Source organism: Cupriavidus sp. BIC8F (genome assembly GCF_032465815.1).
GTDB lineage: Bacteria > Pseudomonadota > Gammaproteobacteria > Burkholderiales > Burkholderiaceae > Cupriavidus > Cupriavidus necator.
Genome location: NZ_CP136095.1, coordinates 1,815,890 through 1,842,533 on the forward strand (window position 1 = coordinate 1,815,890; position 26,644 = coordinate 1,842,533).

A 26,644-nucleotide genomic window follows, 5' to 3' on the forward strand; every position below is an offset into this window, starting at 1 on the left:
TTGGTACGCCCGGCGATCCCGTATCATGCTCGGTTTCACCGGAACACACAGTCAGGACGCCGCCATGCCTCACCTCGTCATCGAACTCACCGAAAACACCCGCCTGAACTGTTCGCAGGAAGAGTTGCTGGATGAAGCCAATGCCGCCCTGCTGGCTTCCGGACAGTTCCAGGAAGCGGACATCAAGTCGCGCTGCATCACGCTGTCGACTTACCGCCAGGGCGTGGACGCGGTCGAGCGGGCCTTTGTCCACGCGCGCCTGTCCATCCTGGACGGCCGCGACACCGCCGTGCGCCAGGCACTGGCGCAGGCCGTCTGCGACGTGATTGCCGAAGCGGTGCGCGCTGGCTCCGGCACCGGCCAGGACGTGCAGGTGTCAGTAGAAGTCTGCGAGATGGCGCGGGCAACCTATGCCAAGCAGGTGGTGGCCTGAGGTAGCGGACCGGATGGTGGCCGCCAAGTAAAAAACCCGCGGCCATTGCGGCCGCGGGCGGAAGCTTCAGGAAGACTCCGGAAGCTCTGTCATGGGGAGCGCCCCCGCACCCATGACCTGACCGATTCTAGGGGGGCGCCCGTCCTGTCCATTTGACGCAGATTAAACTTGCTCCAGTCGGATCCGGTTGCGGCCAGCCTGGCATGCATCACCCGGCGGCCGGCATCAGCCCGGATCCGTCACCTCCTGCGGGCCAACGGCAGCGCACACCGGCGCCAGCCCGTCCCTGCCCTCGGCGCCATGGGCTTCGTCGGCAAGCACGGACCGCACAATCTCGGCAAAGGCCGCGTCCGCTTCCGGCATCGGCAGCAGCATCCAGACGTGGAACATCCCCTCGCCCTCGTGATACCGAAGCGGCAGGCCTTGCTCGTCGGCCATCTGGCGGAACTTCCTGCAGTCGGGCAGCAGGATGTCATGGGTGCCGATGAACAACGTGGTGGGCGGCAGCCCGCGCAACACGCCGTGCATGGGACTAACCTGCGGCAAGGTGACCGGATCGGCGCCGGCATAAACGCGCCCGCATTCAATGCCCCCGGGGCGTGACAGCATCGGGTCGAACGGCTCCAGGGCATCGATGCCGGGATTGTCGCCGGTTGCATCCAGGAACGGCGACATCAATACCAGGCGCCGCGGCAGCGGCTGGCCGCTGTCGCGCAGCACCTGTGCCAGCGCCAGCGCCATGCCGCCGCCAGCGGAATCGCCCATGACGGTCAGGTCTGCGCCCGCATAGCGCTGCTGCAGCGCCTGCCACAGCGGCACCATGGCCGCGAACACGTCGCGGTGGGTATGTTCCGGCGCCAGCGGATAGACCGGCACCGTCACCGCGCAGCCGAGCGCGTCCACCAGCTTGCCGACGAAATCCCAGTGCTGGCTGACGATATCGAAAACATAGCCGCCGCCGTGCAGGTAAAGGATATGGCGGGCCTTACCGTGCGCAGGCCCGCTCCTGGGCTGCACGGTGTAGACCTCCATCCCGGCGATCCGCTCCTCGCTCACCGCGTGCCGCGCACGCAGGCGCCGGGACGGATAGGCGCGCCCGGCGATACGGCGCCGCCGGATTTCATCATGGAGCGCCTGGGCGCTGGCAAACCGCCGCTTGCGGCGGACCAGGCGCAAGGCAAGCCGCCACAGCTGGCATTGCAGACTTGGCATCGTGTCTCCTCCCGCGCCGGTCTGTCGCCGGCGGCTGAAAATGCAGGAACGCGCAGCAGGTATTGCGCTCGCGCAATAAAAAAAGGAGCCGGCAAGCGGCTCCTTTTTTGTCAGGACAATGTGGCGCAGATCAGGCTGCGGCGTCCTTCAGCTTCTTCAGCGGACGGACCTTGACCTTGACGCTGGCCGGCTTGGCCGGGAACCAACGCTCTTCACCGGTGAACGGGTCCTTGCCGAAGCGCTTCTTCTTGGCCGGCACTTGCTGCGCCGTGACCTTCAGCAGGCCGGGCAGCGTGAACTCGCCAGCGCCCTTCTTGCTCAGCGCGCCGATGATGGTGGTTTCCAGGTGGGCCAGCACCGTCTTCACGGCCTTGGCTTCCAGTTGGGTCTGGGCTACCAGGTGAGCGACCAGGCTCGACTTGTTGAAGGTGTCCTTCAGCGGGCGCGCAACGGGCGCAGCGGCGGGAGCAGCCTTCTTGGCCGGCGTGGCCTTCTTGGCGGCAGCCTTCACGGGTGCCTTGGTTGCCGCGGCCTTCTTGGCAGCGGGCTTGGTTGCAGTCTTCGCGGTCGGTTTCGCTTTGGTCGCCATATCGATATTCGTAAGTTGAACAAATGGGTGTCGGCAGGTGTTTCGCATTGCTTCTCAGCGTTGCGCAATCGTCTTCTCGACGCCCACTGAATCATAGCGGAAAGTACCGTAAGTCAAGGGGTTTTCGTGCATGCGAAGCGTAAAACCCCGTGAAAACCCCGGGTTTTGTCGCGGCTTTGCCTCAGTGGAAACGCGAATACGGCCTACGTACCCCCCTTTTGGCGTTCACGGCAGCCGCTTCAGGTGCCTGCGCGCGCAGCGATGCGCGTGCCGCGGCGCTACCGTTTGCTGCCTGGTCACCCGTGCAAAGCGCCAGCAAGAAGCCCGCGACGAGAGTGCCGAGCGCGATCATCGCCAGGCTTGCATCGGCATGCCACCATGCCTGCCAGGACGCAAGCAGGCCGGCCTGCATGCCGAACAGGCTCGCCACGCACAGCAGTGAAACCGGCGCGCCGGCCGCCAGTGCGAGCCAGCGCAGCCACCTTGCGCGCGACGAAGACAAGTGGCGGGCGGGTGTCGATACGGGCGGCATGGGCGGGCTCTCTGGCAGGATGGCTGTGATGGCGGCCATTGTCCGTGCCGGCGGCTGAACGCCGCCTGAGGGTTCCGTTCAGCCCGCATTCAGGCAATTTGATGCAAACTCCGGGCCATGAAGTTCAATTTCCCGGCCCTCCTGCGCCCGCGCATTCTGGTCGCCGCGGCGCTGCTGGCGCTGGCGGCGATGCCGGCCGCGCACGCCGACAAGGACGCCGACCGCGCCCGCGCGGCCGTGCAGTCGGGCGAAATCCTGCCGCTGTCGCGCATCCTGGAAACAGTATCGCGCCAGTACGCGGGCGACGTGATCGGCGTGGAGCTGGACCGCGACGACGGCATCTGGCAGTACGAGGTCAAGCTGCTGTTGCCGGGCGGTTCGGTAGCCAAGCTCAAGTACGATGCACGCACGGCCGCCCTGCTCAAAGCCAAGGGGCGTGGGCTGGAAGACGCCCGCCGCAAACCCTGACCGACAGGAGACCCCGATGCGCATCTTGCTGGTCGAAGACGAAGCCGCCCTCGCCGCCCAGGTCCGTGCCAGCCTGGCCGACGCCGGCTATGCCGTCGACGTGGCCGCGGACGGCCTGGACGCCTGCCACCTGGGCGAGCAAGAGCCCTACGACGCCGTCATCCTGGACCTGGGCCTGCCGCGGCTGGACGGCCTTTCGGTGCTGCGCCGCTGGCGCGCCGCGCAGGTCAGCGTGCCGGTGCTGATCCTGACCGCGCGCGACAGCTGGACCGAGAAGGTCGAAGGCATCGACGCCGGCGCCGACGACTACCTGGCCAAGCCATTCCGCATGGAAGAGCTGCTCGCGCGCATCCGCGCGCTGATCCGGCGCGCGCACGGCATGCCGGCGCCGGAGCTGCAATGCGGCCCGGTGCGGATGAATCCGCGCGCAGGCACGGTCACCGTCGACGGCACGCCGGTGGCGCTGACCTCGCATGAATTCCGCGTGCTGGACTACCTGATGCACCATCCCGGCGCCATCGTCAGCAAGACCGCGCTGACCGAGCACATCTATGCCCAGGACTTCGACCGCGACAGCAACACCATCGAGGTCTTTGTCGGGCGGCTGCGCCGCAAGCTTGGCGTGGACGTCATCGAGACCGTGCGCGGCCAGGGCTACCGGCTGCGGCCGCCGTCGCCGCCGCAGCCCTAGATGCCCGCCCGCCTGCGCCGATCCCTTGCGCTGCGCCTGCTGGCAGTGGCGGCGATCTGGCTGGCAGCGGCGCTGGGCGTCAGCGGCTGGCTGCTGTCGACACTGTTCGAGCGCCACGTCAACAACACCTACGTGCGCCAGCTCGACCACCAGTTGGCGGGCCTGGCCGCGGCACTGGACTGGAGCGCCGACGGCAAGCTGGTCCTCACCCGTACCCCTGCCGATCCCCGCTACGAGCTGCCCTACTCCGGCACCTACTGGCAGGCGCGCGCGCCGGGCGCGCTGCTGCGCTCGCGCTCGCTGTGGGATGCGGAAATGCCGGTGACGGTCGAGCGCCGCCTTGCCGGCGCCCAGGCCGACGTGCGCCCGGGCCCCAGCAACCAGTCGCTGCTGGTGGTGTCCCGGCAACTGGTGCTGCCGTCCGCGGATACCCCGGTGGAGATCTCGGTGGCGCTGGACCGGACCGAGCTGCGCGCCGCGCGCCGCAGCTTCAACCGGACGCTGGCGTGGTCGCTGACGGCGCTGGGACTGGGGCTGATGCTGGCGGTCGCGGCGCAGGTGAAGTTCGGCCTGGCGCCGCTGGCGCGGCTGCGGCGCGCGCTGGGCACGATGCAGGCGCGGCGCGAGGCGCGCCTGGGCGGCAACTGGCCCACCGAAGTCGAACCCCTGGTGGCCGAGATCAATGCCCTGCTGGCGCGCAACGCCCAGGCGCTGGAACGCTCGCGCCGGCAGGCGGCGGACCTGGCGCACGCGGTCAAGACCCCGCTGGCAGTGCTCGCCAACGAGGCCGCGGCGCTGCCGGGGGCGCCGGCGCAAGCCGTGGCGGCGCAGGTCGAAGCGATGCGCCGGCAGGTCGACCGCCACCTGGCGCGCGCCCGCGCTGCAGGCGCCGCGGCGGCGCGCGGCCAGCGCATCAATGCCGGCCCGCCGGTACGGGAGCTGACGCGCGCACTGGCGCGGCTGCACGCTGAGCGCGCTGGCATTGACGGTTGAAGGCGCCGGGCACTTTGCCGGCGACCGGCAAGACCTGGTCGAAATACTCGGCAACCTGCTCGACAATGCCTGCCAGTGGGCGCGCACGCGCGTGCGCATCACGCTGCAGGAAGCGGATGGCGAACTCGAAATACTGGTCGAAGACGACGGCCCGGGCATGCCGACGGAGGCGCAGGCACTGGCCACCGCCCGCTTTGGCCGGCTCGACGAGGCCGCTGCCGGCAGCGGGCTGGGCCTGGCGATCGTGACGGAAATCGCCGCGATGTACGACGGCAGCCTGGCGCTGGCATCTAGCCCGCTGGGCGGACTGGCGGCGCGGCTGCGGCTGCCGGCGGGGCTGCCTTGATCAGTGCGCGCGGGCGGCCATGGCCTCGCGCGTGTCGCGTGCCAGCCCCATCGCAAAGGCGGTTTCCGCCACCAGGAACAGCGGACCGATCAGCAGGCCGACCAGGTCGTCGACGAACGCCGGCTTGCGCCCCTCGTAATAGTGGCCGATGAACTGGATCACCCATCCCACCACGGACAGGCCAACCCCGATGGCAAGCCACCAGGCTGTGGGCATCGCCGCAATATGCGCGCCGGCATAGAGGAAAAACGCCAGGATGACCGCCATCGCCACCCCGAACACCAGCGACAGGCGCAGGTAGAACAGGCACGACAGGATGTACAGCAGCATCGCCGGCGTCAGGTAGGCGGAGCCGTCGCCCAGCGGCAGCGCCGGGCGCGCCAGCAACGTCGTCACTGCCAGCACGATCATCGGGATGCCGATGAAGTGCGTAAACACGTTGCGCGGGTCGCGATGGTAGGCGGCGTAGTTGGCCAGGTGTTCGATCAGGGTTTTCACGGGGGCGTCTCCTTGTGCGCAGGCGTGCGCGTGCCGCCTGCTGCTGCGCGGCGGGCGCGATGTGGATTTATAGTAGTGGGCACGCACGGTCCGGTCTGTCAGGTTTTTGACAGTCCGGACCGTCGCCGCGTGCCCTTGTGTGTCCCTGCTGACACCCGGCACAGCCCCATATGAAAGGAGACCGGCATGGGACTGGCGAGCCCGCCGCAACGCCCCCGATCGCAACTCGCCGGCACACTGCCCGGCACGCTGCCGCCGCGCGACGATGCGCTTGCTGCCGTACGTGCCGGCGCCTGGTTCAGCCAGTTGCCGCCAGCACTGCGCCAGGCACTGCTCGATGACGGCAGCCTGCGCCGGCTGGTAGCCGGCGAGACGCTCTTTGCGCGCGGCGACCGTTTCGACGGCCTGTATTGTGTCGCCAGCGGCACCATGCAGATCCACGCCAGCGGCGAATCGGGCAAGGCGGCGTTGCTCGGCCTGCTGGAACCCGGCACCTGGTTCGGCGAGATCTGCCTGTTCGACGGCCTGCCGCGCACCCACGACGCGCGCGCGGTCAGCGCCACGCTGCTGTGGCACGTGCCGCGCGCCAGCCTGGAACGGCGCCTGGCGCAGCAGCCGGCTTGGTGGCAGGCCTTCGGGCAACTGCTGGCCGCCAAGACGCGCCAGGCCTTCAACTATGTCGAGGAAGCGCAGTTGCTGCCGCCGGCGGCGCGCATCGCCCGGCGCCTGGCCGCGATCGCCCATGGCTACGGCAACCCGCCGCAGGCCCAGGCCACGCAGCGCGTGCGCATCCCGCAGGAACAGCTGGCGCAGATGCTGGGCCTGTCGCGCCAGACCGTGAACCACGCGCTGCGCGAACTGGAAGCGCGCGGGCTGCTGCGACTGGAGTATGGCGGCATTGAACTTCTCGACCTGCCGGCGCTGGAAGCGCTCAACTGAATGCATCGCACCGGAGCCCCGCACACCATGCTGACCCTGGACGCCCCCCAACTGGACGCCTGGCTGGCGCGCCTCGGCATTGCCGCCCCGCCCTCGCCCACCCTGGAAGCGCTGGATATCGTACTGGACGCGCACTTGGCCAGCATCCCGTTCGAGAACATCGATCCGCTGCTGCGCCGGCCTGTACGGATCGAACTGGATGCGGTCTTCGACAAGCTCGTCACGCGCCGGCGCGGCGGATACTGCTTTGAGCTCAATACGCTGCTGGCGGCCGGGCTGGGCGCGCTCGGCTACGCCGTGACGCCGCTGGCCGCGCGCGTGCGCTGGGGCGTTCCCGACGATGTGCCGACCGCGACCTCGCACATGCTGCTGCGCGTGGAAGTGGCGCATCGCAGCTACCTGGCCGATGTCGGCTTCGGCGGCCCCACGCCATACCGGGCGATGCCGCTGTCCGAGCCGGCCGATGACAGCTTCCCGTACCGTCTGGCCCCTTCGCAGCCGGAGGCCGCCACCACCGCGTTCCACAGCTACGACCTGGAGGCGCGCGGCGGCGCCGGCTGGATCAAGGTCTACCGCTTTGACCTGACGCCGCAGCCGTGGATCGATTTCGTGCCGCGCAACTGGTATGTGTCGACGCACCCTGACAGCGTGTTCCTGCAGCGGCTGATGGCCGCGCGCACCGACGGCGGCACCCGCGTGACGCTGGCCGACGGCGACCTGGCCGAGCGCGCAGCGGACGGCACCGTGCGCCGAACGCGGCTGGCCTCGCCCGAGGCCGTGGTGCAGGCCTTGTCGGATCGCTTTGGCGTGCTGCTGGACGATGACCTGCGGCGTGGCCTGGCCGACGCCCTGCCAGCGCTGCTGGCACCCGCAACGGCATCCTCGGGCACCTGAGGCGCCATGATTCCGCTATGCAGCATGCGCGCCATGCACGGCGCGCATTGCCCGCAGAAAGAATCCTGATATGGCCGGCGCACGGCACCCGGACCTGTGGACTGGGGCCAGCGGCGCCACCATAATGTCCCGGCGATGCTGCCTGCGGGCACGTCGCCAGGACAAAGCCGGCCCCTGACGCCGGCGCAGCCATACAGGAGACTCCATGTCATTGTTTGATCTGACGGGCAAGGTTGCCATCGTCACCGGCTCCTCGCGCGGGATTGGCCGCGCCATCGCCGAGCAGATGGCCATCCAGGGCGCCAAGGTGGTCATTTCTTCGCGCAAGATCGAGGCCTGCCAGGAAGTGGTGGATGCCATCAACGCCCGCCACGGCGCCGGCACCGCGATCGCGGTCCCTGCCAATATTTCTTCGAAGGACGACCTGCAGCGTCTGGTCGACGAGACCAACCGCGCCTTCGGCAAGATCGACGTGCTGGTCTGCAATGCCGCGTCCAACCCGTACTACGGGCCCATGAGCGGCGTGTCGGACGACCAGTTCCGCAAGGTGCTGGACAACAATGTCATCTCCAACCACTGGCTGATCCAGATGGTGGCCCCGCAAATGATCGACCGCAAGGACGGCTCGATCATCATCGTGTCGTCGATCGGCGGCCTGCGCGGCTCGCCCACCATCGGCGTGTACAACATCTCCAAGGCCGCCGACTTCCAACTGGCGCGCAACCTCGCCGTCGAGTTCGGGCCGCACAATGTGCGCGTGAACTGCATCGCGCCGGGGCTGATCAAGACCGACTTTGCGCGCGCGCTGTGGGAAGATCCCGAGCGCTACAAGCAGTCCACCCAGGGCGCCCCGCTGCGCCGCATCGGCGAACCCGTCGAGATCGCCGGGGCGGCGGTCTACCTGGCGTCGGCGGCCAGCACCTTCATGACCGGCCAGGCGCTGGTCGTGGACGGCGGCGTGACCATCTGAGCGTCTGGCCCCAGCGTTGCGGGCGCCGGCCTGTAGGCCGGCGCCCGCCGCTTTCCTGCATTTCCCTCAACCTGCAGTGCAGTTCCGGGAGGCAGTCATGTCGAGCAATCCGCAAGTGGCCGGCACCTGGCCGGTCATGTCGCTGGCCGAGGCCCACGCCCGGCTTACCGCGCCCGGCGCGCCGTTCGAAACCGAAACGCGCGTGATCCGCGGCATCCCCACCACCGTCTGGAAGAACGCACCGCCCACGCTGCGCGAGCTGCTACTGGCCACGCGCGCGTTTGCCGACCGCACCTTCGTGGTCTACGAGGACGAGCGCGTCTCCTACGATGCCTTCCGGCGCGCCGCCATCGCCCTGGCCCATGCACTGGTGCGCGACGGCGTGCGCAAGGGCGACCGCGTGGCCGTGGCCATGCGCAACCTGCCTGAATGGCCGGTGGCTTTCTATGGCGCGCTGCTGGCTGGCGCCATCGTGACACCGCTCAACGCCTGGTGGACCGGGGCCGAGCTGGAGTACGGCCTGGCCGATTCGGGCAGCTGCGTGGCCATCGTCGATGCCGAACGGCTCGACCGCATCCTGGGACATCTGCCGCGCTGCCCGGCACTGGAACGCGTCTATGCCTCACGTGCCGGCGGCACCGCGGCCGAGCCGCGCGTGGCCCCGCTGGAGAGCGTGATCGGCAGCCCGGCTGACTGGGCCGCGCTGCCAGACCAGGCGCCGCCACAGGTCGATATCGATCCGGACGACGACGCCACCATCTTCTACACCTCGGGCACCACCGGCAAACCCAAGGGCGCGCTCGGCACGCACCGCAACTCCACCAACGTGGCGGTCGCCGGCAGCTTCAGCCCGATCCGCAACCTGTTGCGCCGGGGCGAGCCGATTCCCGCGCCGGACCCCGCCGCACCGCAGAAGGCCATGCTGCTGGCGGTGCCGTTCTTCCACGTCACCGGCTGCATGGCGGTGCTCAACGGCGCCATCGCCACCGGCGGCAAGATCGTGCTGATGCACCGCTGGGACGCGCTGCGCGGCATGGAGCTGATCGAGCGCGAGCGCTGCACCGCGGCCGGCGGCGTGCCCACCATCGCATGGCAGATCCTGGAGCATCCGGAGCGCGGCCGCTTCGACCTGTCCTCACTGGAGAATGTCAACTACGGTGGCGCGCCGGCATCGCCCGAACTGGTGCGGCGCATCGGCGAGGTATTCCCGCTGGCCGCACCCGGCATCGGCTGGGGCATGACGGAAACATCGTCCACCTTCACCAGCCACAGCGCCGAGGAATACGTGATACGCCCGGACAGCAGCGGCCCGGCACTGCCGATCGGCGAAATGAAGGTGGTGGACGGGCACGGCCGCGCCTTGCCGCCCGGCGAAACCGGCGAGCTGATGGCGCGCGGTGCCAATGTCGTGCGCGGCTACTGGAACAAGCCCGAGGCCACGGCGCAGACCTTTGCCGACGGCTGGCTGCGCACCGGCGACATTGCGCGGCTGGATGAGGAAGGCTACGTCTATATCGTCGACCGGATGAAGGACATGCTGATCCGCGGCGGCGAGAACATCTACTGCATCGAGGTGGAAAGCACCCTGTACGAGCATCCGGCGGTGATGGATGCCGCGGTGGTCGGGCTCGCGCACAAGACGCTGGGCGAAGAGCCGGCCGCGGTGGTCAGCCTGAAGCCCGGCATGCAGGCGAGCGAGGCCGAGCTGCAGGATTTCGTGCGCACGCGGCTGGCAGCGTTCAAGGTGCCGGTGCGTATCCTGATTTACCAGGAGATGCTGCCGCGCAATGCCAATGGCAAGATCCTGAAGTCGAATCTGCGCAAGCTGTTCGACGCGGCCGCCTGAGTCGCGGCAGGACAGCCCCGACTCGACAAAAAAAACAAGGACGACAAATTGACGGAACAAGCAAAGCGTGACCGCTCCCTGTCCACCCCAGTGCGGGCAATTGCCGCGGTGACACTCGCCGCCCTGGTGGCGGGCTGCGCCGCCGGCGGCACCAACCTGTCCGCGGTGCCAGAGCTGCGCCCCGGCGTGGCGGCAGGGTACCTGGCGGCCGATGCGCGCCCGGACAGCCTGAAGCTGCTGCCCGCGCCGCCGGCGCAGGGCTCGCCCGCCCTGGCGCTGGATGAAGACGCCGCGCGCCAGTCCGGCACGCTGCGCGGCTCGCCGCGCTGGCAGCTGGCCACCGACGATGCCGTGCTGACGTTCCCGCAGGCTGCCAGCGCGTTCTCATGCGTGCTGGGCGTGCCGGTCAGCGAGAAGGACACGCCCTACCTGAACATCCTGCTGCGGCGCAGCCTGGTCGATGCCGGCCTGTCCACCTATGGCGTCAAGGACCGCTACAAGCGCACCCGCCCCTTTGTGGCCAACAAGACGCCGATGTGCACGCCGGCCGAGGCCGCCAAGCTGGAAAAGGACGGCTCGTACCCGTCCGGCCACAGCGCCATCGGCTGGGCCTGGGCGCTGATCCTGGCGGAGGTCGAGCCGGAACGCGCCAATGACATCCTGGCGCGCGGGCGCGCGTTCGGCCAGAGCCGCGTGGTCTGCAACGTGCACTGGCAAAGCGATGTCAACGAGGGCCGCATGATGGCCGCGGCAACGGTGGCGCGGCTGCATGCCGACCCCACCTTCCGCGCCGACCTGGACCAGGCCCGCCGCGAAGTGGCGGCGGCGCGCGCCAGCGGCGCGCGCCCGTCGCGCGACTGCCAGGCGGAGAGCGCAGCGCTGGCCCCCTGATCCGCCGGTTGCCGGCGCCGGCTACGGCACGGGTTACTTCACCGGGATGACCGTGCCGGCCGGCACCGGCACGGCGGTGACGCTGTTCTGCGGGCTGCCGCTGACAATGCGGTCGGAGTACGTCAGGTACACCAGCGTATTGCGCTTGCGGTCGACGGCGCGCACGACGTGCAGAGCCTTGAACAGGATCGACATGCGCTCGGAGAAGACGTTGTCCTGTTGCCGGATCGGCCCCTTGAAGGCGATCGTGCCCACCTGCCGGCAGGCGATCGATGCCTCCGGCGGGTCTTCGGCCATGCCCAGCTGGCCCTTGATGCCGCCCGTGCGGGCGCGCGACACATAGCAGGTCACGCCGTCCACCTGGGGGTCGTCATAAGCTTCGATCACGACCTTGTCGGAACCGGTCATGCGGAAATTGGTGCTGACGCTGCCGATCTCCTCGGCGTGGGCGCCCGAGGCAGCCGCCAGACAGGCGACGGCCAGGACCGTGCGGATGCGATTGCAGGTGCGCTTCATGGCGGGGTCGGTATTCAGGTCACCGACGACTTGATGTCGTCGTGGCGCTTTTCCATTTCCTGGCGCAGCGCGCGGCGCTGCTGGGCGGCGGCAAAGCGCTGGCGCTCCACCTCGTCGCGCGGCTCCAGCGGCGGCACCTCGGCCGGCGTGCCGTTGTCGTCCACGGCCACCATGGTGAAGTAGCAGCTGTTGGTATGGCGCACCAGCTTGCTGCGGATGTTCTCGGTCACCACCTTGATGCCGATTTCCATCGAGCTGCGGCCGGTGAAGTTCACCGAGGCCAGGAAGGTCACCAGCTCGCCCACGTGGATCGGCTGGCGGAACACCACCTGGTCGACCGACAGCGTCACCACGTAGCGGCCGGCGTAGCGGCTGGCGCAGGCATAGGCAACCATGTCCAGGTACTTGAGGATGGTGCCGCCGTGGACGTTGCCGGAAAAGTTGGCCATGTCCGGCGTCATCAGCACGGTCATGGAAAGCTGGTGGGACTGGTCGTTCATGGTGCGGGTACGGATTGCGGGGCGGGATTTCGGGGGCGAACCTGCGACGGCGGCATTGCCTGAATGCAATTGCCGGAACGCTGGCGCCGGCAGTTTAACCCGGATCGTGCCCGCCGTTACCGGCGGCAGCCCGGTGCCGGCAGGCGTGGCCGTGCCGGGCAACAAAAAAGCGGCCTGCAAGGCCGCTTTTCACGCTGTGGACGCAAACTGCTTACTTCTTCTTGTTCACCGCGTCCTTGAAACCCTGCCCGGCAGAGAACTTGACCGTCTTGGCGGCCGGGATCTTGATGGTTTCACCGGTGCGCGGATTGCGGCCGGTGCGGGCGGCGCGTTTGCCGGCGCTGAAGCTGCCAAAGCCCACCAGCGTCACCGAATCGCCCTTTGCCACTGCCTTCTTGATACTGTCCAGCGCTGCGTTGAGCGCACGCTCGGCGGCGGCATTGCTCAGTTCTGCTTCCGCGGCGATGGCCGATACCAGTTCACCTTTATTCATGGCTGATTTCCCTTGTTGGTCGTCGTCACCGATGTGCGTGCCTCGCGGCAAAGCCATCGATCGGCGCAGTCTAATCTGCCCGTTGCGCGTAGAGCAATCCCCAGTGGCACCAATGCGACAAAAAAACCGCAAATCCTTGATTGAGGCCGGTTAGCGGGCAATTTACCTCGCTTTTCCCGCTTGCCAGAAGCCGGCTTTTCCAGGCTGTCCTGCCGAGCGGCAACGCCGGGCCGGCCCGCAGCTGGGGCGAACCAGCAGCATAGGACAAATTCCCCTAAATGGGGCGACGCACCATAACGGTTCAGCATGTGCCGCCGCCGCGCGCCATTTCGGCGCATCCGCACCACCACGGCGATGCCCATGGCAACGATACCAACAGCGTCGCCCCTGCCTGCACGCGGCATTCCGGTGCGGTTTTACCCGGCAAGGTGCAAGTGGCACCAGGATGCGGCCATTGCTGGAATGCTTTTTGCGTACCCACGCTCCCATTTTGAGCATGAGGTCACAATGGACAACTGGAAGACCGGCACCGACGCCCTGTTTATCTTGCTAGGCGCCATCATGGTGCTGGCCATGCACGCCGGCTTTGCCTTCCTGGAACTGGGCACGGTGCGCAAGAAGAACCAGGTCAACGCACTGGTAAAGATCCTGGTGGATTTTGCGGTATCGACGATCGCCTATTTCTTTATCGGCTACACCATTGCCTACGGCGTGCAATTCATGTCCGGGGCCGAAACGCTGGCGCAGAAAAACGGTTACGAACTAGTCAAGTTCTTTTTCCTGGCGACATTTGCTGCGGCTATTCCGGCGATTATCTCGGGCGGTATTGCCGAGCGTTCACGCTTCAATCCGCAGCTGGTCGCCACCTTCGTGCTGGTGGGTATTGTCTATCCGTTCTTCGAAGGCATCGCCTGGAACCAGCGCTTTGGCGTGCAGGACTGGATCACGCGCGTGGCCGGCGCACCGTTCCATGACTTTGCCGGCTCGGTGGTGGTGCATGCGCTGGGCGGCTGGATCGCGCTGCCCGCGGTGCTGCTGCTGGGCGCGCGGCGCGGGCGCTACCAGAAGGACGGTCGCATCAGCGCCCATCCGCCCTCAAACATCCCGTTCCTGGCGCTGGGCGCCTGGGTGCTGGCGGTAGGCTGGTTCGGCTTCAACGTCATGAGCGCGCAGACGGTCGACAAGGTCAGCGGCCTGGTGGCGATCAACTCGCTGATGGCAATGGCCGGCGGCACGCTGGCGGCCTGGGCCGCCGGACGCAACGACCCGGGCTTTGCCTACAACGGGCCGCTGGCCGGGCTGGTGGCGGTGTGCGCGGGCTCGGACCTGATGCACCCGCTCGGCGCGCTGATCACCGGCGCGGTGGCCGGCGCGCTCTTTGTCTATATGTTCACGCTGGCGCAGAACAAATGGCATATCGATGACGTGCTCGGCGTGTGGCCGCTGCACGGGCTGTGTGGCGCCTGGGGTGGCATTGCCGCGGGCATCTTCGGGGCCAGGGCGCTGGGCGGGCTGGGCGGCGTGTCGCTGGGCGCGCAGGCAATCGGCACCGTGCTTGGCATCGTGGTGGCGCTGGCCGGCGGCACCCTGGTATATGGCGCGCTGAAGAAACTGGTGGGCATCCGGCTGGATGCCGAAGGCGAATTCAACGGAGCGGACCTGACCTTGCACCGGATTTCGGCAACGCCGGAACGGGAAACCAACTGGTAATGGCGTTCGGGCCGTCCTGATCTAAATAGACAAGCTGCGCCAAGCAGCTTGTCTTAACAATAATTTGCTTGCACTTCCGGTACGGCGTCTCAATAATTGCCGTGCCCATGTATTGCGCCGCAACAGCGCGCAGGGCTAGCACGCAGCTGCCGGCTGAATCGGGAGATGTTGTGCCGGCGGCCGGCCGGACACCAACATGAAAGGACTACGCCGATGGATGCCACTACCTTCGATAACCTCAAGGCCCTGGTTGTCACCTACGCGACGGAATTCGGGGTCAAGATCCTGGCGGCCCTTGCCTTCTGGGTCATCGGCCGCTGGCTGATCCACTTTGTCGTGCGCATGGTGCAGAACGCGCTCGGCAAGCAGAAGGTCGATCCCACGCTGCTGCGCTATGTCGGCTCGATCGTCACCGTGACGCTGAACGTGGTGCTGGTGATCGGCATCCTCGGCTACTTCGGCATCCAGACCACGACCTTTGCCGCACTGATCGCCGCCGCTGGCGTGGCCATCGGCATGGCCTGGTCGGGGTTGATGGCGAACTTCGCTGCCGGCGCGTTCCTGGTGGTGCTGCGTCCGTTCAAGGTGGGAGACTTCGTGACGATCGGCGGCGTGACCGGCACGGTGCGCGAGATCGGCCTGTTCGCAACCTCGCTCGACACACCGGACAATGTGCAGACCGTGGTCGGCAACAACAAGATCTTCAGCGATACCATCCAGAACTTCACGGCCAACCCGTACCGGCGCGTGGAACTGAAAGCGCAGCTTGCCGGCAGCACCGACACCGCCCATGCGGCAACGCTGCTGAAGACCCGCATCGCGGAGATCCCCAACGTGCTGGCCGAGCCCCCGGTCGATGTCGAGATCCTGGAGTTCACGCTGGTCGGCCCGGTGCTGGCGGTGCGTCCGCACTGCCACAACGACCACTACTGGCAAGTCTATTTCGATACCAACCGCATCATCCGCGAGAGCTTCGGCCAGGCCGGCTATGCCGCACCGATGCCGGCGCAGATGGTGGTGGTGCAACAGGCTGCCGCCCAGCAGGCCGCCGCGCAACAGGCCGCCTGACGACGGCTCGCAGCCGGTGTCAGCGGGGACCTGAGCGCCCGTAGTAGCGCATCAGCACCGCGCCCGCGCCGCAGGCCGCCATCACCACGCCCAGCGGCAGCGCGGTGCCGTCGCGCCACAGGCTGACGGCCGCGCCGCCCAGCGTCCCGAGTGAAAACTGCAGCGTGCCCATCAGCGCCGAGGCCGTGCCGGCGCGATGGCCCTGATGGGCGAGCGACAGTGCCGACGCATTCGGCGATACGCAGCCAAGCGCGCCGATAAAGACGAAGAAGCCCGCCAGCAGCACCGGCAGCACTGCCGCGCCTGCAAGCGCGGCAACAGCCAGCGCCAGGCCCGCCGCAAAGGCCGCCAGCAGCGCGCCCCCGAGCACCTGATCGAGCGAGCGGCCGCGCACCAGCCTGGCGTTGAGCTGCGACATCGTGATCAGGCCCAGCGCATTGGCGCCGAACACAAAACCGTAGTGCGACGGCGCGATGCCGTGCAGCTCGATCAGCACGAACGGCGAGCCGGAGATATACGCGAACATGCCTGCCGAGCCGAAACCGGCAGACAGCGAGTAGCCGAGGAATTCGCGATCCCGCAGCAGCTCGGCATAGCTTTTCGCCACGGTGCCGAGCCGCAGCGGCGCCGCATGGCGCCGGTCCAGTGATTCTTCCATGCGCAGGTGGACCAGCAGCAGGATCAGCATCCCTGCCGCCGCCAGCACCCAGAAGATCGCGCGCCAGCCCGATACCGAGAGAATGGCGCCACCGACGATCGGCGCCAGGATCGGCGCAACCCCCATCACCAGCATCAGCGACGAAAAGGCGCGCGCCGACTCATGCGCCTCAAGCCGGTCGCGGATCACCGCGCGTGCCATCACCATGCCCGCGCAGCCGCCCAGGGCCTGCAGGAAGCGCCACAGCATCAGCGACTCCACGCTGCGTGCCAGCGCGCAGCCCACCGCGGCGGCCACGTAGAGGCACAGGCCGACATAGAGCGGCGGCTTGCGCCCGAAGCGGTCGCTGAACGGCCCATAGAAGGCCTGCCCCAGCGCCAGCCCCACCAGGAATGTGCCGAGGGTCAGCTGCACCTGGCCGATGTCCACGCCGAGATCGCCGGCCAGCGACGGAAAACTCGGCAGGTACATGTCGATCGACAACGGCGCGATCGCCATCAGCGAACCGCAGATCAGCAGCCAGGCAGGAAAGCGCGCGGGCGAAGCCGCGCTGGTGGAACGGGGCATGGAAAGTATCCGGGGGAACGGCGTTGTCACGCACGGCCAGCCTGCTTGCGGCCCGCGCCTGCAACCCGTGAAAAGGCGCAATTGTTGCACAGCATAACGAAGGCGGTACGGCCCTGGCGCGCAGGGCTTTGAAACAGTCGTTCAGAAAAACTGCCCTGCCAAGGTCGGGTCCGATGGTGCTGGCGAAGTTGGCGCTATTGGTGAATAGTGAGGTCAGGTCATTTGCGATCACGGCGGCGCGTGTCCGGCGCTGCAGATGCCCTTGCCGGGTGGCGCGGCTTTCACCTGCGGCAAGGTGGAGGGTACAATGCCAGCCTGTCGGCGCAAGCCACACCGTCGGCCACGCAGAGACGGACGACAGTATCGGTCCCGGCAACGTTAGCCTGCATGAGAATACGACACACGCCGCTTCCCGCTTCGCTAGGCCCGGCCGCACTCGCGGCTGCGCTGCTGTTGCCGCTGCCCCTGCCCGGCAACGCCGCGCCGGTGCAGGCGCGCAATGTCGCCGCCTCGGCGCCGGCCCCGGCGATCGATGAGGCCGACCCGCTGTCACGCATGCTCAAGGGCGCTGCCACCGGCCAGAACACCGGCGCCGCCGGCGTGCCTGAATTGCTGCGCAACACCACGCGGCCCGACAACGTGCTGGCACGCGCCTGCCGCCAGCTCAACGACGCCCTGCCGATCGAAATCGACGGCGAAACGCGGCTGCGCCGCTGCCAGTCTATCCCCGGCAAGCATGTGTTGTTCCAGCTGGAGCTCACCAACTACCGCGGGCCGATGCTGGACCTGGCCAGCTTCGAGGTCAACTACGCCGCGCCGCTGCAGCGCAATATCTGCGCCAACCGCGACGTCGAGATCCTGACCAAGCTTGGCATCAGCCTGATGTTCCGCTATATGACGCGCAAGGACCGTGGCGAGCGCCGCATCGGCGATGTCTACATCAATGCGCCCATCTGCACGGCGGCGCTGCGCTAGCCAACACAAACAAGAATCGATTGCAATTGACGCGGGACGACATGCCGCCTGCGCAAAAGAAAGACGGCCCGCAGATGCGGGCCGTTCTCGTTTGGGACAGTCCCGCTCAGGCAGCGCGCGGGCGCAGCGGCAGCACGTTGGCCGCGCGCCGCACCAGGATGCGTGTGTCCTTCCAGCCGGCATCGGCCAGCGGCGAGCCCCACACCAGTTCATGCAGGCGTGCCAGTGCAAACGGATTGCCCAGCAGCACATGCTTCTGCGCCGGGGTCAGCGCGCGCGGGCCATGCGTGAGCGCATGCTCGACCAGGGCCTCATGACGCCTGCGGGCCGATTCCGGCTGCACCACGCGCGGCGTGGCGGTCGCGCACATCAGCGCATTGGTAACCGGGTCCACCACGGCATCGACAAAGTCAGGCGTTTCGGCCGCGGCTTCGACATGCTGCTGGGTTTCGACGATCTCGCGCGGTACCTGCGTCTCCTCAGGGATCATGAAGAGGCCCGCATTGCGCGAGGCACGACCGAACGAAACCCGCGACAGCATCACCGACAACGGGATCGACAGCGCCAGCGAGCCCACGATCGGCAACAGCCACAGCACGTAGGACGGGTTCAGCCAGTACACCAGACCACCCCAGGCCAGGCCCAGCGCGGTGTGCCAGCCGTGGCGGCGGAACGCTTCGCCCCAGGTGGTCTCGGCGTCTTCACGCGGAGGCGACTTCCACGAGATGCCCCACCCGCTGTACGCGGCGATCACGAACTTGGTATGGAACAGCATGCGCGTGGGCGCCAGCAGCGCGGACAGCAGCACCTCGATCAGCATGCTGGCAATCAGCTGCACCGCCCCGCCATAACGCCGCGCCTGCTTCATCAGCAGCACCACGCTGGCCAGCTTGGGCAGGAACAGCAGCGTGGCCGTGGCAGAGAACAAGGCCAGCGCTTTCTCCGGATGCCATTCGGGCCAGGTCGGGAACAGCTGGTATTGCTGCGTGAAATACTCCGGCGGCACCAGCGCATGCTTGGCCAGCATCGCCGTGGACAGCAGCAGGAACAGCAGCCACAGCGGCGCCGACAGGTAGGCCATGATGCCGGTCAGGAACACCGCGCGGTGCACCACGTGGAAGCCCTGCTTGAGCCACAGCCTGAAGTTCATCAGGTTGCCCTGGCACCAGCGGCGGTCGCGCTTGACCTCGTCCAGCAGGTTGGGCGGCAGTTCCTCGTACGAGCCTTCCAGGTCGTAGGCGATCCACACGCCCCAGCCGGCACGGCGCATCAGCGCGGCTTCGACAAAGTCGTGCGACAGGATCTCACCCGACAGCGGCCCGCGGCCGGGCAGCGGCGCCAGCGCGCAGTGCTCGATGAACGGATGCACACGGATGATGGCGTTATGGCCCCAGTAGTGCGATTCACCCAGCTGCCAGTAATGCAGGCCGGCCGTGAACAGCGGCCCGTACACGCGCGTGGCGAACTGCTGCACGCGCGCGTAGAGGGTCTCGCGGCCCACTGCCAGGGGTGCGGACTGGATGATGCCCGCGCCGGGGTTGGCTTCCATCAGCCGCACCAGCGTGGCCAGGCAGTCGCCGCTCATCACGCTGTCGGCATCGAGCACCACCATGTAGCGGTACTTGCTGCCCCAGCGGCGGCAGAAGTCGGCCACGTTGCCGGTCTTGCGCTTCACGCGGTGGCGGCGCCAGCGGTAGAAGATGCGGCCAAAGCCGCCGACGGCGCGGCACAGCTCCATCCACGCGTCATGCTCGGCCGTGCGCAGGTCCGGATTGCCGCTGTCCGACAGCACGATGAAATCGAAGTTGGACAGGTGACTGGTGCGCGCCAGCGATTCATAGGTGGCGCGCAACCCCGCGAACACGCGCGTCACGTCCTCATTGCAGATCGGCATGATGATGGCGGTGCGCGCCTCGGGCGCGATCGGGCCATCTGGCGCTGCCGAGCGCGAGATCAGGTGGCGGTCGCCGCCCTTGGCCAGCACCAGAAAGCCCATCATCGCCGTCCAGAAGCCGGCCGACACCCATGAGAACAGGACGGCGAACAGCACCAGGATCGCGATCTCGAGCGGATCGGCGCCGTGGTACGGCAGCACATTGCTCATGAAGTACGTGGCCAGCACGGTCTGGATCACGACCAGGCCCAGCAGGAACCAGCGGCGGTGCGAGCCGGCCGGATGCCATTTGCCTTCGGCATCGGGACCGTCGTGCAGCGTGTCCCAGGTCTCGGGCACGGGCGGGCGGCCCAGCATGCGGCGCCAGGTATTGCGCAGCCAGCCGGTGACGATATGCGGCGGCCACTGGCGCGGCACCATCGAGCTGCGCTCGGGCTCGGGGCCGGTGTCGACCTTCACGGTGCCGTCTTCGCGCCGCTGCAGCAGCGGCGCACCATCCACCTGGGGATTGCCGTATGCCATCGTGAAACGCCGGCCGACGGAGGCGTAGGCACTGCCGCCCTGCGCGGGCGGCGTGTCCTTGGCCGCCAGGCGAGACTGCAGGCGCGTGATCGCTTCCTGCGCATCGCGGCCGTCGGCGGTAACCGCGATCACGGGGGCAACGGATGCCACGGGCGTGACCGGTGCGACCGGCGTCGCGGCCGCGCCGTCCGCCAGCAGTTCGCTGCGCACTTCAGGCGATACCGGCAGGCGGTCGACATAGCGCTCGCATGCCGCCGCCTGGGCCGGTCGCTGCTTTAGCCTGGGGGTAAGATGTAGCTCCACGTCTCGGATAGGGTTGTATTGCCGTTGCGAAGATAGCCGCGCAACTCAACCGGCTTGGTTTCGTCCTTGCGGCGCATCACCATGGTCATGCGCCAGCCGCCGGTCGCCTCATTGCGCTGCACCGACGTTTTCAGCAGCTCACCGTTGGCATCGGCCGAAACCACCGGGTCGATGCGCACGTTCGCCGGCAGCTTGCCGAAGGCCGGGCCTTCGAAGTCCACCACCAGCGAAAAGCTCGTGTCTTCCTTGTTGCGGGTCTGGCCCTGCCCCAAGCGGGTCTGGGTCACCCACGACAGCGGCGGCTGTTGTTCGCCGTCCTTCTGCCACAGCAGCCGGTACTCATAGTCGAAGGGTTGCTTCGGCTTGGGCGGGTTGTCCGGCACCCAGTACGCGACGATGTTGTCATTGGTCTCGTCCGGCGTCGGGATCAGCACCAGCTCTACCCGGCCCGAGCCCCAGTTGCCGCGCGGCTGCACCCAGCCACTGGGCCGGCGCTCATACCATGAGCCGATCTCCTGGTAGCTGTTGAAGGTGCGGTCGCGCTGCATCAGCCCGAAGCCCTGCGGATTGGTCGCCGCGAACGAGGTGACCAGCAAGCGCTTGGGATTGACCAGCGGGCGCCAGACCCATTCGCCGGTGCCCAGGTGGATCGACAGGCCGTCAGAGTCATGCACCTCGGGCCGGAAATCCTGCGCGGCCGACGGCTGGTTCTCGCCGAACAGGAACATGCTGGTCAGCGGCGCCAGGCCCAGCTTGGTCACGTTCTCGCGCAGGTAGAGGCGCGACTTGACCTCCATCGCGGTCTCGGCGCCGGGCTTGATGGTGAAACGGTACGCGCCGCTCATGCGGCGCGAATCCATCAGCGCGTAGATCGTGATCTCCTTGGCATTGGGGCCGGGACGCTCGATCCAGTATTCAACAAAGCGCGGGAACTCCTCGCCCGAATTGAGCGCGGTGTCGACCGCCAGGCCGCGTGCCGACAACCCGTACCACTGGTCCTTGCCCAGCGCGCGGAAATAGCTCGCGCCCAGGAACGACGCCAGCTCATCCTTGCGCTTGCCCTGGTTCAGCGGATACAGGATGCGGAAGCCTGCGAAGCCCAGGCCCTTGAGCTTGCCGGCATCGACCTTGTGCGGGCCGTAGTTGAACGCGGACGGGTCGAAGCGGAATTCACGCACGCTGTTGTCCACCACTTCATGAATGCGCACGGGCTGGTCGAACACCATGCCCTCGTGGAAGAACGACAGCTCGAACGGCGAGCGCGTGCCGCGCCAGGCAAAGCGTTCGGGCTTGTATTCGATCTCGCGGTAGCGCTCGTACGACAGCTCGCGCAGCTCGCGCGGCAGGTTCTGCGGCGGCGCCTTGTAGGGCGACGCCGCCAGCTGGCGCGCGCGCGCCGCCACGGTGTCGAAATCGAACGCATGGGCTGCCATGGCACAAAGCGCCAGCGCACTGCCACCAAGCCAGGCTGCGATCCGAACACCCGCCCGCGCAGTGCGGCGGCGAGCCCCCGGCCCGGCGACGGGCAAGGCATGGGTAACGGACAGGCGTGGCGTGGCGATCTGTGACATGTATGCCAGGGTGAGCGGTTGAATCGGGGTGACCGGCATCGGCAGTCGGAACGAAGGACGACACAGCAAGAGACGGGCCCGGCGCCGAGTGGCGAGGCCCGGACACGAGGCAAACGGCCCGCGGGGCACTGTGTCCGGTTTGTTGCGATGCGCAATAAACCATAACAATTCGAGACGCAAAAGTCACGTTTCGATCACGCAAGGTTTGAAACAAAATGTTGGCCAGGTTGCCCGAAAGCCGCTCCGGACAAGGCTTTGCGGGCGCCGGGGTCACACGGCCGCAAGCCCCGGCGAGGCCAACGCCTGCCGGCTGCGAGAATCTGGTGGAGATCGGGGCCGGCCGGCAGCCGGCCCTTTTAATACAGTGTTACTTCTTAGCCCCTTCGCTGTACGGATCGAACTTGCCGCTCTTGGCGCCTTCGGAATACGGGTCGAACTTCCCGCTCTTCATGCCACCCTGGCTATATGAATCGAAGGACTTCTGCGCGCCGCCCTGGATCGGCTCCATCTGGTCAGGGCGGGCACCCGGGTTCAACGAGGTCACGTTGTCGCTTTTTGCGCCATCCGAGTACGGGCTGAATTTGTCCTGCTTGGCACCATCGGAGTAGGGACTGAACTGGTCTTGCTTGGCGCCGTCGGTGTAGGGATTGAATTTGTCGGCCTTGCCCGTGGTCTGGGCGTGCAGCGTGCCGAATGCGCAGGCAAGTGCCAGGCCGATGGTCAGATAGCGCAGCTTCATTGGATCTCCTCTCGCAGGGGGAAAGGCGCTTGCCTTGCAAAGCGCACAGCAGGCGCCGCTGCCGGCCAACGCGAAGCGCGGGGCAACAATCAACGCTAGGTCAGCGGCTGGCACGTGTCAACCGCACCGCGCGCTGCCGCGGCGCTGCATTGCGCTTACAATGCCACCCAAACGCCACCACGAAGCCACAAGGAATCGTCATGCTGCCTCGGCCATCCGACCCTACCGCCAGCCCTGCCCGCCCTGCCCTGCGCGCCGCCGTCACTGGCGCGCTTGGTGCCGCCCTGCTGTTTGCCGCTGCGGCACCGGCGCAGGCGTACTTCGACAACTACCTGAGCGGCACCATCATTGGCACGCTCAACGACAAGGAAGGCGCGTCGCTGGCCAAGTCAGTGCGCACGGCACTGAACGATACGGCCGACGGCAAGACCGTTGAATGGACGTTCCCGGCAGCGGGACGGCGCCAGCAGATCGACGGCACCATCACGCCGATCGAAAGCAAGACCGACAAGGGCCAGCCCTGCCGGCGCCTGAAGTCCGACCTCAAGCGCGGCAGCGCTGAAGAGCACTGGAGCGGCTGGTTCTGCAAGCAGTCCAACGGACAATGGAAGTCGCGCCAGGTGGCTGACTAAGCGGCGCTGATCGCTCGCGCAGCCATCGTTCATGCCGCGCGCGACGGCGCGCGATGCGGCCGCGCTGCCGGATCGACCTGCGGCGACCCTGGTTCCTCGTACCACTTGGTCCCGGGCACGTAGACAGTCTTGTCCGGCTGCGCCATGAAATGCGGCGACATGATCTGCACGCCGTGGGTGTTGAACTGGTCCTGGATCGCCGCGTGCAGGGCCGACAGCGCGTAGAAGCGATTGCGCGGATGGTCCAGCGCGCAGAACAATTCGTACTCGACGTAGAAGTCGGACAGCCCCCGCTGCAGCACGAATGGCGTCGGCGACGGCGCAATATGTGCCGCCTCGGCAGCGGCTGCCAGCAGCATCGCATGGACCTGCCGCCAGGGCGTGTCGTAGCCGATCGTGACCGAGGTCGAGATCAGCGCAGCCTGCCAGCCTTCCTGCGCGTGCGGATCACGCACGCTGCCGTGGCGGGTGTAGTTGTGGATGGCACTGCCGACCACCACCGCGTTGGGCAGCGTCACCTCTTCATTGCGCAGGTTGATCACCTTCACCGAGAGCGCGTCCAGCGAGGCCACGGTGCCCACCGTATCGCCGATGCAGACCATGTCGCCGCGCCGCAGCGCCCGCGAATACACCACCACCATGCCGCTCATCAGCTGGTTGACCACATTGGCCGATCCCAGCGTCACCATGAAGCCGAGCAGCACTGACAGCCCCTTGAAGACATCGCTCTCCGAGCCCGGGATGTAGGGGTAGGCAAAGGTGAAACCCAGCGCCCAGATCACCACCGCCGCCAGCCGCCGCGTGGCGCCTGCCGTCTCCGGATGCATGCCGGGCACCGTGATCTGGCCTTTCTGCACCGCCTTGAAGATGTTCGACACCAGCCGCTGCACCGCGCGGGTAATCAGCAGGATCACCGCCACAGTGACCAGGCCCGGCACCGACGACACCATCGACAGCGCGATCTGCGACAGCAAGCCGACGATAAAGACGCCCATGCGGTCGCCCATGGGCTGGGTCAGCGGAAACTGCTCGAGCGCAAACTCCAGCCAGGCAAAGGCCAGCACCAGCACCAGCCCGATCGCCAGGATCTGCACGACGCGGGCAACCAGCTGGTAGAGCGCGCCGGTCCAGTCGAACTGGCCGCCAACGCGCTGCGCCAGGTGCCGCTCCAGTGCCACGTGCAGGCGGGCGCGCAGGGCCACGCCGGCTCGCGCCACGCCCCATGTCAGCGCGGCCAGCACGGCCAGGCCAAGCAGGCTCAGCGCGGCACCGTGCAGCAGGTTGGGCCAGTGCAGGTGCGCGCGCCGTGCGGTAATGGCCTGGCGCAGGCCCGCGGTGGTACGCGTTGCGGCCGCTTCAAGCGTAAGGTGGTCCTCCGGGGAGAGGTCTTGCGAGGTCAGCGCGAACAAGAGCCGATCGCCCAGCCGGAAGGCGACCATCGGCGCGTCGCCGAACGTGCCGCTGACCTGTCCGAGCGGCAGTGCCAGCTCGCTTTCCGTCAGGTCGTTGAACACCAGTTGCACGCGCGAGACGCGCATGGCCGGGGTGGCACCCGCAATCTCGGCGCGCATGGTGGTGATGGGCCGGTCCATCAGGCGCAACTCGACCGCGGCCCCGCTGCGCACGGCAATTGGAACCTGCACGGCCGCGGCCGCGGCCTCGGACGCCGGCGCGGCCAGGCTGGCTTGCATCCACAGCGCGCCTATCACCCAGCCTAGTCCCGCCATCCAGAATGCCGTCAATCGCCGCCACCGCCGCCACACCGCTAGCGTTGCCATAAGACCGCTCCCGTCCGAGTTCGCCTGCGCCGGCGCGAGGGCTCCACGCCCTGCCCGGTACGATGCCCGCAAGCATAGCGTGCGGCGGCGCAGGCGCAAAGCCGGCGCGGCGGCCGCCGCTTGCGGCAGCGGACGAAAAAAAGGAGGCCGAAGCCTCCTGTTGCGATCCGCCCGACATGCCCGGCTTTATCCCCCCGGAAGACACGCAACGCGTGCCGCAGGGCTGTCCTGCGCGCGGCGGGTCCGCGCCATGCAGGCACGGCCGGCCATTATTTGCGTGGCGGCATGGCAGTCACGGACGCAGCCTGCATCCCCGCTTGCCGGGGAGCCGTGCGCCCGCCGCCATCGTCAGCGCGCTCAGGCGCCTTTGTTCTTCGTCGGATCCTTGGCCGCAGGCGCGTGGCTCTTCTTCTTGGTGCTGGTCTTCTTGGCCTTGGCCTTGCTGCTGTCTGCCTTGGCCGGCGCGGCCTTGTCAGTCGACGCTGCCGCCGGCGTGGCCGGGGTGGCAGGCGTCGCCGGAGTCGCAGGCGTCTGCGCCATCGCGCCCGCACCAAACATTGCCATCGACAGCATGACGATCCATTTCTTCATTTCCGTCTCCTCGTTTGCCCTGCGGATAGGTATGGCAGGGATGCCTGCCATGACTGGCGCTTCTGGCTCGCGCCCTGTCACCAGCATCAACGAGGAAGGTTCGCGCGCCGTTGACCGGGACAAACCCTGATAGGGAGATGGATAGGGAGCCGTGGATCGCCGGTCGCCGCCAGGCTTACCTGCACAGCTTGCGCAGCAACTCCGCGGCAATCGTGCCGGGGCCGGCAACCTGGAAGGTGCCGTACTGCGGCGCGCGGATCGTATAGAGCGAGTCGCCGCGCGCAAAGCGCTTGCTGTAGAGCGTCTGCTCGACCACGGCGAACATGGACGTGGCGCAGTTCAGCACCATGCGCTTGAGCGACGAGCGGATCGGCTCGCCGCTGGCGGTGCGGATCACGCCCGACGGTGAGTTGCGCATCACCACCACGCCGACTTCGGTGCCCTGGCGGCGCACCGCGGACTGGTCGAAATAGGAAACCACGCCATTGGCACCCATCAGGGGAAGCCATCGCTGCGGATCGGGGGCGGCGGGATCGGGTGCCGCGACCAGCCGGCAGCCTTCCCTGGGCGTGGACCGGAATACCGTGCCGGTGCCGGCGACCTGGCACTCGTACAGGCCAGCGGCGGCAGCCGGGCGGGTGGTGCTGGAGGGAACGGGGGACGGTGCCGGCGCGGCGCTGCCTTCGGCATGCGCCAGCGGTGCGGCCAGTCCGAGCAGGCAGCCAGCAAACGAGGCTGCCTGCCTAAAAATGCGGAACATCATGGAATTGCCCTCATATAGACGGGAAAAAGCGATCCGCATTGTCGCACAGGAAGCACGCATCC

Annotated in this window: 28 protein-coding genes; 14 read left to right on the plus strand and 14 right to left on the minus strand. The window is 67.5% G+C overall.

What is annotated here, in order from left to right; genetic code table 11:
- Positions 1-64: 64 nt before the first annotated feature.
- On the plus strand, positions 65-433 hold the full coding sequence (locus RS901_RS28365) for a 5-carboxymethyl-2-hydroxymuconate Delta-isomerase (RefSeq protein WP_035823957.1): 369 nt from the start codon (positions 65-67) through the stop codon (positions 431-433).
- 225 nt (positions 434-658) lie between these two features.
- On the opposite strand, the gene RS901_RS28370 is transcribed toward RS901_RS28365, so the two are convergent.
- The 3 genes from RS901_RS28370 to RS901_RS28380 all read right to left on the minus strand — a co-directional run bounded on the left by RS901_RS28370 (position 659) and on the right by RS901_RS28380 (position 2,805).
- The gene (locus RS901_RS28370) at positions 659-1,645 is read right to left on the minus strand and encodes an alpha/beta hydrolase (protein ID WP_316153835.1); all 987 of its coding nucleotides are present in this window, start codon (positions 1,643-1,645) and stop codon (positions 659-661) included.
- A gap of 130 nt (positions 1,646-1,775) precedes the next feature.
- Positions 1,776-2,234 carry an HU family DNA-binding protein gene (locus tag RS901_RS28375; RefSeq protein WP_316153836.1) on the minus strand — a complete coding sequence of 153 codons (459 nt, stop codon included), beginning with the start codon at positions 2,232-2,234 and terminating at the stop codon, positions 1,776-1,778.
- 181 nt (positions 2,235-2,415) lie between these two features.
- A complete protein-coding gene (locus RS901_RS28380; protein ID WP_316153837.1) occupies positions 2,416-2,805 on the minus strand; it encodes a hypothetical protein in 390 nt (129 codons plus the stop codon).
- Between the two features lie 78 nt (positions 2,806-2,883).
- Between RS901_RS28380 and RS901_RS28385 the strand changes: the two genes are divergently transcribed.
- Genes RS901_RS28385 through RS901_RS28400 form a run of 4 tightly spaced genes read left to right on the plus strand, consistent with a single transcriptional unit; the run spans position 2,884 to position 5,264 of the window.
- Positions 2,884-3,234, plus strand: coding sequence for a PepSY domain-containing protein (locus RS901_RS28385; RefSeq protein WP_316153838.1), 351 nt, complete (start codon positions 2,884-2,886; stop codon positions 3,232-3,234).
- Positions 3,235-3,250: 16 nt separating this feature from the next.
- Positions 3,251-3,925 carry a response regulator transcription factor gene (locus tag RS901_RS28390; protein ID WP_316153839.1) on the plus strand — a complete coding sequence of 225 codons (675 nt, stop codon included), beginning with the start codon at positions 3,251-3,253 and terminating at the stop codon, positions 3,923-3,925.
- On the plus strand, positions 3,926-4,918 hold the full coding sequence (locus RS901_RS28395; RefSeq protein WP_316153840.1) for a sensor histidine kinase: 993 nt from the start codon (positions 3,926-3,928) through the stop codon (positions 4,916-4,918).
- Complete coding sequence (locus tag RS901_RS28400) at positions 4,908-5,264, plus strand: ATP-binding protein (protein ID WP_316153841.1); 357 nt, start codon at positions 4,908-4,910, stop codon at positions 5,262-5,264. The genes RS901_RS28395 and RS901_RS28400 overlap by 11 nt, the downstream gene beginning before the upstream one ends.
- On the opposite strand, the gene RS901_RS28405 is transcribed toward RS901_RS28400, so the two are convergent.
- A complete protein-coding gene (locus RS901_RS28405) occupies positions 5,265-5,762 on the minus strand; it encodes a DUF962 domain-containing protein (protein WP_316153842.1) in 498 nt (165 codons plus the stop codon). It abuts the gene before it with no gap.
- A 186-nt stretch (positions 5,763-5,948) separates the two neighbouring features.
- Between RS901_RS28405 and RS901_RS28410 the strand changes: the two genes are divergently transcribed.
- From RS901_RS28410 to RS901_RS28430, 5 genes are all read left to right on the plus strand, one after another.
- Entirely contained in the window at positions 5,949-6,701 is a 753-nt protein-coding gene (locus tag RS901_RS28410) for a Crp/Fnr family transcriptional regulator (protein WP_316153843.1), read from the plus strand.
- 27 nt (positions 6,702-6,728) lie between these two features.
- A complete protein-coding gene (locus RS901_RS28415) occupies positions 6,729-7,595 on the plus strand; it encodes an arylamine N-acetyltransferase (RefSeq protein WP_316153844.1) in 867 nt (288 codons plus the stop codon).
- A gap of 205 nt (positions 7,596-7,800) precedes the next feature.
- On the plus strand, positions 7,801-8,565 hold the full coding sequence (locus tag RS901_RS28420; protein ID WP_316153845.1) for an SDR family oxidoreductase: 765 nt from the start codon (positions 7,801-7,803) through the stop codon (positions 8,563-8,565).
- 97 nt (positions 8,566-8,662) lie between these two features.
- Positions 8,663-10,411 (plus strand): class I adenylate-forming enzyme family protein, encoded by a 1,749-nt coding sequence (locus RS901_RS28425; protein ID WP_316153846.1) that lies wholly within the window; start codon positions 8,663-8,665, stop codon positions 10,409-10,411.
- A 48-nt stretch (positions 10,412-10,459) separates the two neighbouring features.
- A complete protein-coding gene (locus RS901_RS28430; RefSeq protein ID WP_316153847.1) occupies positions 10,460-11,302 on the plus strand; it encodes a phosphatase PAP2 family protein in 843 nt (280 codons plus the stop codon).
- A 33-nt stretch (positions 11,303-11,335) separates the two neighbouring features.
- Here RS901_RS28430 and RS901_RS28435 read toward each other — a convergent pair whose 3' ends face one another.
- The 3 genes from RS901_RS28435 to RS901_RS28445 all read right to left on the minus strand — a co-directional run bounded on the left by RS901_RS28435 (position 11,336) and on the right by RS901_RS28445 (position 12,811).
- On the minus strand, positions 11,336-11,818 hold the full coding sequence (locus RS901_RS28435) for a CreA family protein (RefSeq protein ID WP_316153848.1): 483 nt from the start codon (positions 11,816-11,818) through the stop codon (positions 11,336-11,338).
- A gap of 14 nt (positions 11,819-11,832) precedes the next feature.
- The gene (locus RS901_RS28440) at positions 11,833-12,318 is read right to left on the minus strand and encodes an acyl-CoA thioesterase (protein ID WP_013952870.1); all 486 of its coding nucleotides are present in this window, start codon (positions 12,316-12,318) and stop codon (positions 11,833-11,835) included.
- A gap of 211 nt (positions 12,319-12,529) precedes the next feature.
- Positions 12,530-12,811, minus strand: a complete 282-nt coding sequence (locus tag RS901_RS28445; protein ID WP_010814166.1) for an HU family DNA-binding protein — start codon at positions 12,809-12,811, stop codon at positions 12,530-12,532.
- A 507-nt stretch (positions 12,812-13,318) separates the two neighbouring features.
- On the opposite strand from RS901_RS28445, the gene RS901_RS28450 reads away from it, so the two are divergent.
- Together RS901_RS28450 and RS901_RS28455 are read left to right on the plus strand one after the other, a co-directional pair.
- Positions 13,319-14,521 (plus strand): ammonium transporter, encoded by a 1,203-nt coding sequence (locus RS901_RS28450; RefSeq protein ID WP_316153850.1) that lies wholly within the window; start codon positions 13,319-13,321, stop codon positions 14,519-14,521.
- 213 nt (positions 14,522-14,734) lie between these two features.
- Complete coding sequence (locus tag RS901_RS28455) at positions 14,735-15,589, plus strand: mechanosensitive ion channel family protein (protein WP_316153851.1); 855 nt, start codon at positions 14,735-14,737, stop codon at positions 15,587-15,589.
- A 19-nt stretch (positions 15,590-15,608) separates the two neighbouring features.
- On the opposite strand, the gene RS901_RS28460 is transcribed toward RS901_RS28455, so the two are convergent.
- A complete protein-coding gene (locus RS901_RS28460) occupies positions 15,609-16,814 on the minus strand; it encodes a Bcr/CflA family multidrug efflux MFS transporter (protein ID WP_316153852.1) in 1,206 nt (401 codons plus the stop codon).
- A 387-nt stretch (positions 16,815-17,201) separates the two neighbouring features.
- Between RS901_RS28460 and RS901_RS28465 the strand changes: the two genes are divergently transcribed.
- Positions 17,202-17,789: a hypothetical protein gene (locus RS901_RS28465; protein WP_114134757.1), complete on the plus strand. Its 588-nt coding sequence runs from the start codon at positions 17,202-17,204 to the stop codon at positions 17,787-17,789.
- Positions 17,790-17,895: 106 nt separating this feature from the next.
- Here RS901_RS28465 and mdoH read toward each other — a convergent pair whose 3' ends face one another.
- The 3 genes from mdoH to RS901_RS28480 all read right to left on the minus strand — a co-directional run bounded on the left by mdoH (position 17,896) and on the right by RS901_RS28480 (position 22,818).
- On the minus strand, positions 17,896-20,508 hold the full coding sequence (gene mdoH, locus RS901_RS28470; RefSeq protein WP_316153853.1) for a glucans biosynthesis glucosyltransferase MdoH: 2,613 nt from the start codon (positions 20,506-20,508) through the stop codon (positions 17,896-17,898).
- Entirely contained in the window at positions 20,481-22,079 is a 1,599-nt protein-coding gene (locus tag RS901_RS28475; protein WP_316153854.1) for a glucan biosynthesis protein G, read from the minus strand. Before RS901_RS28475 ends, mdoH begins: the two co-directional genes overlap by 28 nt.
- Before the next feature lie 367 nt (positions 22,080-22,446).
- A complete protein-coding gene (locus RS901_RS28480) occupies positions 22,447-22,818 on the minus strand; it encodes a hypothetical protein (protein ID WP_114134759.1) in 372 nt (123 codons plus the stop codon).
- Between the two features lie 200 nt (positions 22,819-23,018).
- On the opposite strand from RS901_RS28480, the gene RS901_RS28485 reads away from it, so the two are divergent.
- Positions 23,019-23,450 (plus strand): RT0821/Lpp0805 family surface protein, encoded by a 432-nt coding sequence (locus RS901_RS28485; protein ID WP_316153855.1) that lies wholly within the window; start codon positions 23,019-23,021, stop codon positions 23,448-23,450.
- 29 nt (positions 23,451-23,479) lie between these two features.
- Here the strand turns inward: RS901_RS28485 and RS901_RS28490 are convergent, their stop codons facing one another.
- From RS901_RS28490 to RS901_RS28500, 3 genes are all read right to left on the minus strand, one after another.
- Complete coding sequence (locus tag RS901_RS28490; RefSeq protein ID WP_316153856.1) at positions 23,480-25,141, minus strand: mechanosensitive ion channel family protein; 1,662 nt, start codon at positions 25,139-25,141, stop codon at positions 23,480-23,482.
- A gap of 444 nt (positions 25,142-25,585) precedes the next feature.
- A complete protein-coding gene (locus RS901_RS28495; RefSeq protein WP_114133674.1) occupies positions 25,586-25,819 on the minus strand; it encodes a hypothetical protein in 234 nt (77 codons plus the stop codon).
- A 175-nt stretch (positions 25,820-25,994) separates the two neighbouring features.
- Entirely contained in the window at positions 25,995-26,582 is a 588-nt protein-coding gene (locus tag RS901_RS28500) for a surface-adhesin E family protein (RefSeq protein WP_316153858.1), read from the minus strand.
- Positions 26,583-26,644: the final 62 nt, after the last annotated feature.

Bases quoted from the DNA above. Each gene is read 5' to 3' on its own strand.
- RS901_RS28375 (WP_316153836.1), bottom strand. From the start codon at position 2,234: ATGGCGACCAAAGCGAAACCGACCGCGAAGACTGCAACCAAGCCCGCT.
- RS901_RS28435 (WP_316153848.1), bottom strand. From the start codon at position 11,818: ATGAAGCGCACCTGCAATCGCATCCGCACGGTCCTGGCCGTCGCCTGT.
- RS901_RS28365 (WP_035823957.1), top strand. From the start codon at position 65: ATGCCTCACCTCGTCATCGAACTCACCGAAAACACCCGCCTGAACTGT.
- RS901_RS28410 (WP_316153843.1), top strand. From the start codon at position 5,949: ATGGGACTGGCGAGCCCGCCGCAACGCCCCCGATCGCAACTCGCCGGC.
- RS901_RS28490 (WP_316153856.1), bottom strand. From the start codon at position 25,141: ATGCAAGCCAGCCTGGCCGCGCCGGCGTCCGAGGCCGCGGCCGCGGCC.
- RS901_RS28455 (WP_316153851.1), top strand. From the start codon at position 14,735: ATGGATGCCACTACCTTCGATAACCTCAAGGCCCTGGTTGTCACCTAC.
- RS901_RS28465 (WP_114134757.1), top strand. From the start codon at position 17,202: ATGAGAATACGACACACGCCGCTTCCCGCTTCGCTAGGCCCGGCCGCA.
- RS901_RS28420 (WP_316153845.1), top strand. From the start codon at position 7,801: ATGTCATTGTTTGATCTGACGGGCAAGGTTGCCATCGTCACCGGCTCC.
- RS901_RS28460 (WP_316153852.1), bottom strand. From the start codon at position 16,814: ATGCCCCGTTCCACCAGCGCGGCTTCGCCCGCGCGCTTTCCTGCCTGG.
- RS901_RS28415 (WP_316153844.1), top strand. From the start codon at position 6,729: ATGCTGACCCTGGACGCCCCCCAACTGGACGCCTGGCTGGCGCGCCTC.
- RS901_RS28475 (WP_316153854.1), bottom strand. From the start codon at position 22,079: ATGTCACAGATCGCCACGCCACGCCTGTCCGTTACCCATGCCTTGCCC.
- RS901_RS28385 (WP_316153838.1), top strand. From the start codon at position 2,884: ATGAAGTTCAATTTCCCGGCCCTCCTGCGCCCGCGCATTCTGGTCGCC.
- RS901_RS28500 (WP_316153858.1), bottom strand. From the start codon at position 26,582: ATGATGTTCCGCATTTTTAGGCAGGCAGCCTCGTTTGCTGGCTGCCTG.
- RS901_RS28425 (WP_316153846.1), top strand. From the start codon at position 8,663: ATGTCGAGCAATCCGCAAGTGGCCGGCACCTGGCCGGTCATGTCGCTG.
- RS901_RS28370 (WP_316153835.1), bottom strand. From the start codon at position 1,645: ATGCCAAGTCTGCAATGCCAGCTGTGGCGGCTTGCCTTGCGCCTGGTC.
- RS901_RS28390 (WP_316153839.1), top strand. From the start codon at position 3,251: ATGCGCATCTTGCTGGTCGAAGACGAAGCCGCCCTCGCCGCCCAGGTC.
- RS901_RS28485 (WP_316153855.1), top strand. From the start codon at position 23,019: ATGCTGCCTCGGCCATCCGACCCTACCGCCAGCCCTGCCCGCCCTGCC.
- RS901_RS28495 (WP_114133674.1), bottom strand. From the start codon at position 25,819: ATGAAGAAATGGATCGTCATGCTGTCGATGGCAATGTTTGGTGCGGGC.
- RS901_RS28480 (WP_114134759.1), bottom strand. From the start codon at position 22,818: ATGAAGCTGCGCTATCTGACCATCGGCCTGGCACTTGCCTGCGCATTC.
- RS901_RS28450 (WP_316153850.1), top strand. From the start codon at position 13,319: ATGGACAACTGGAAGACCGGCACCGACGCCCTGTTTATCTTGCTAGGC.
- RS901_RS28445 (WP_010814166.1), bottom strand. From the start codon at position 12,811: ATGAATAAAGGTGAACTGGTATCGGCCATCGCCGCGGAAGCAGAACTG.
- RS901_RS28380 (WP_316153837.1), bottom strand. From the start codon at position 2,805: ATGGCCGCCATCACAGCCATCCTGCCAGAGAGCCCGCCCATGCCGCCC.
- RS901_RS28395 (WP_316153840.1), top strand. From the start codon at position 3,926: ATGCCCGCCCGCCTGCGCCGATCCCTTGCGCTGCGCCTGCTGGCAGTG.
- RS901_RS28440 (WP_013952870.1), bottom strand. From the start codon at position 12,318: ATGAACGACCAGTCCCACCAGCTTTCCATGACCGTGCTGATGACGCCG.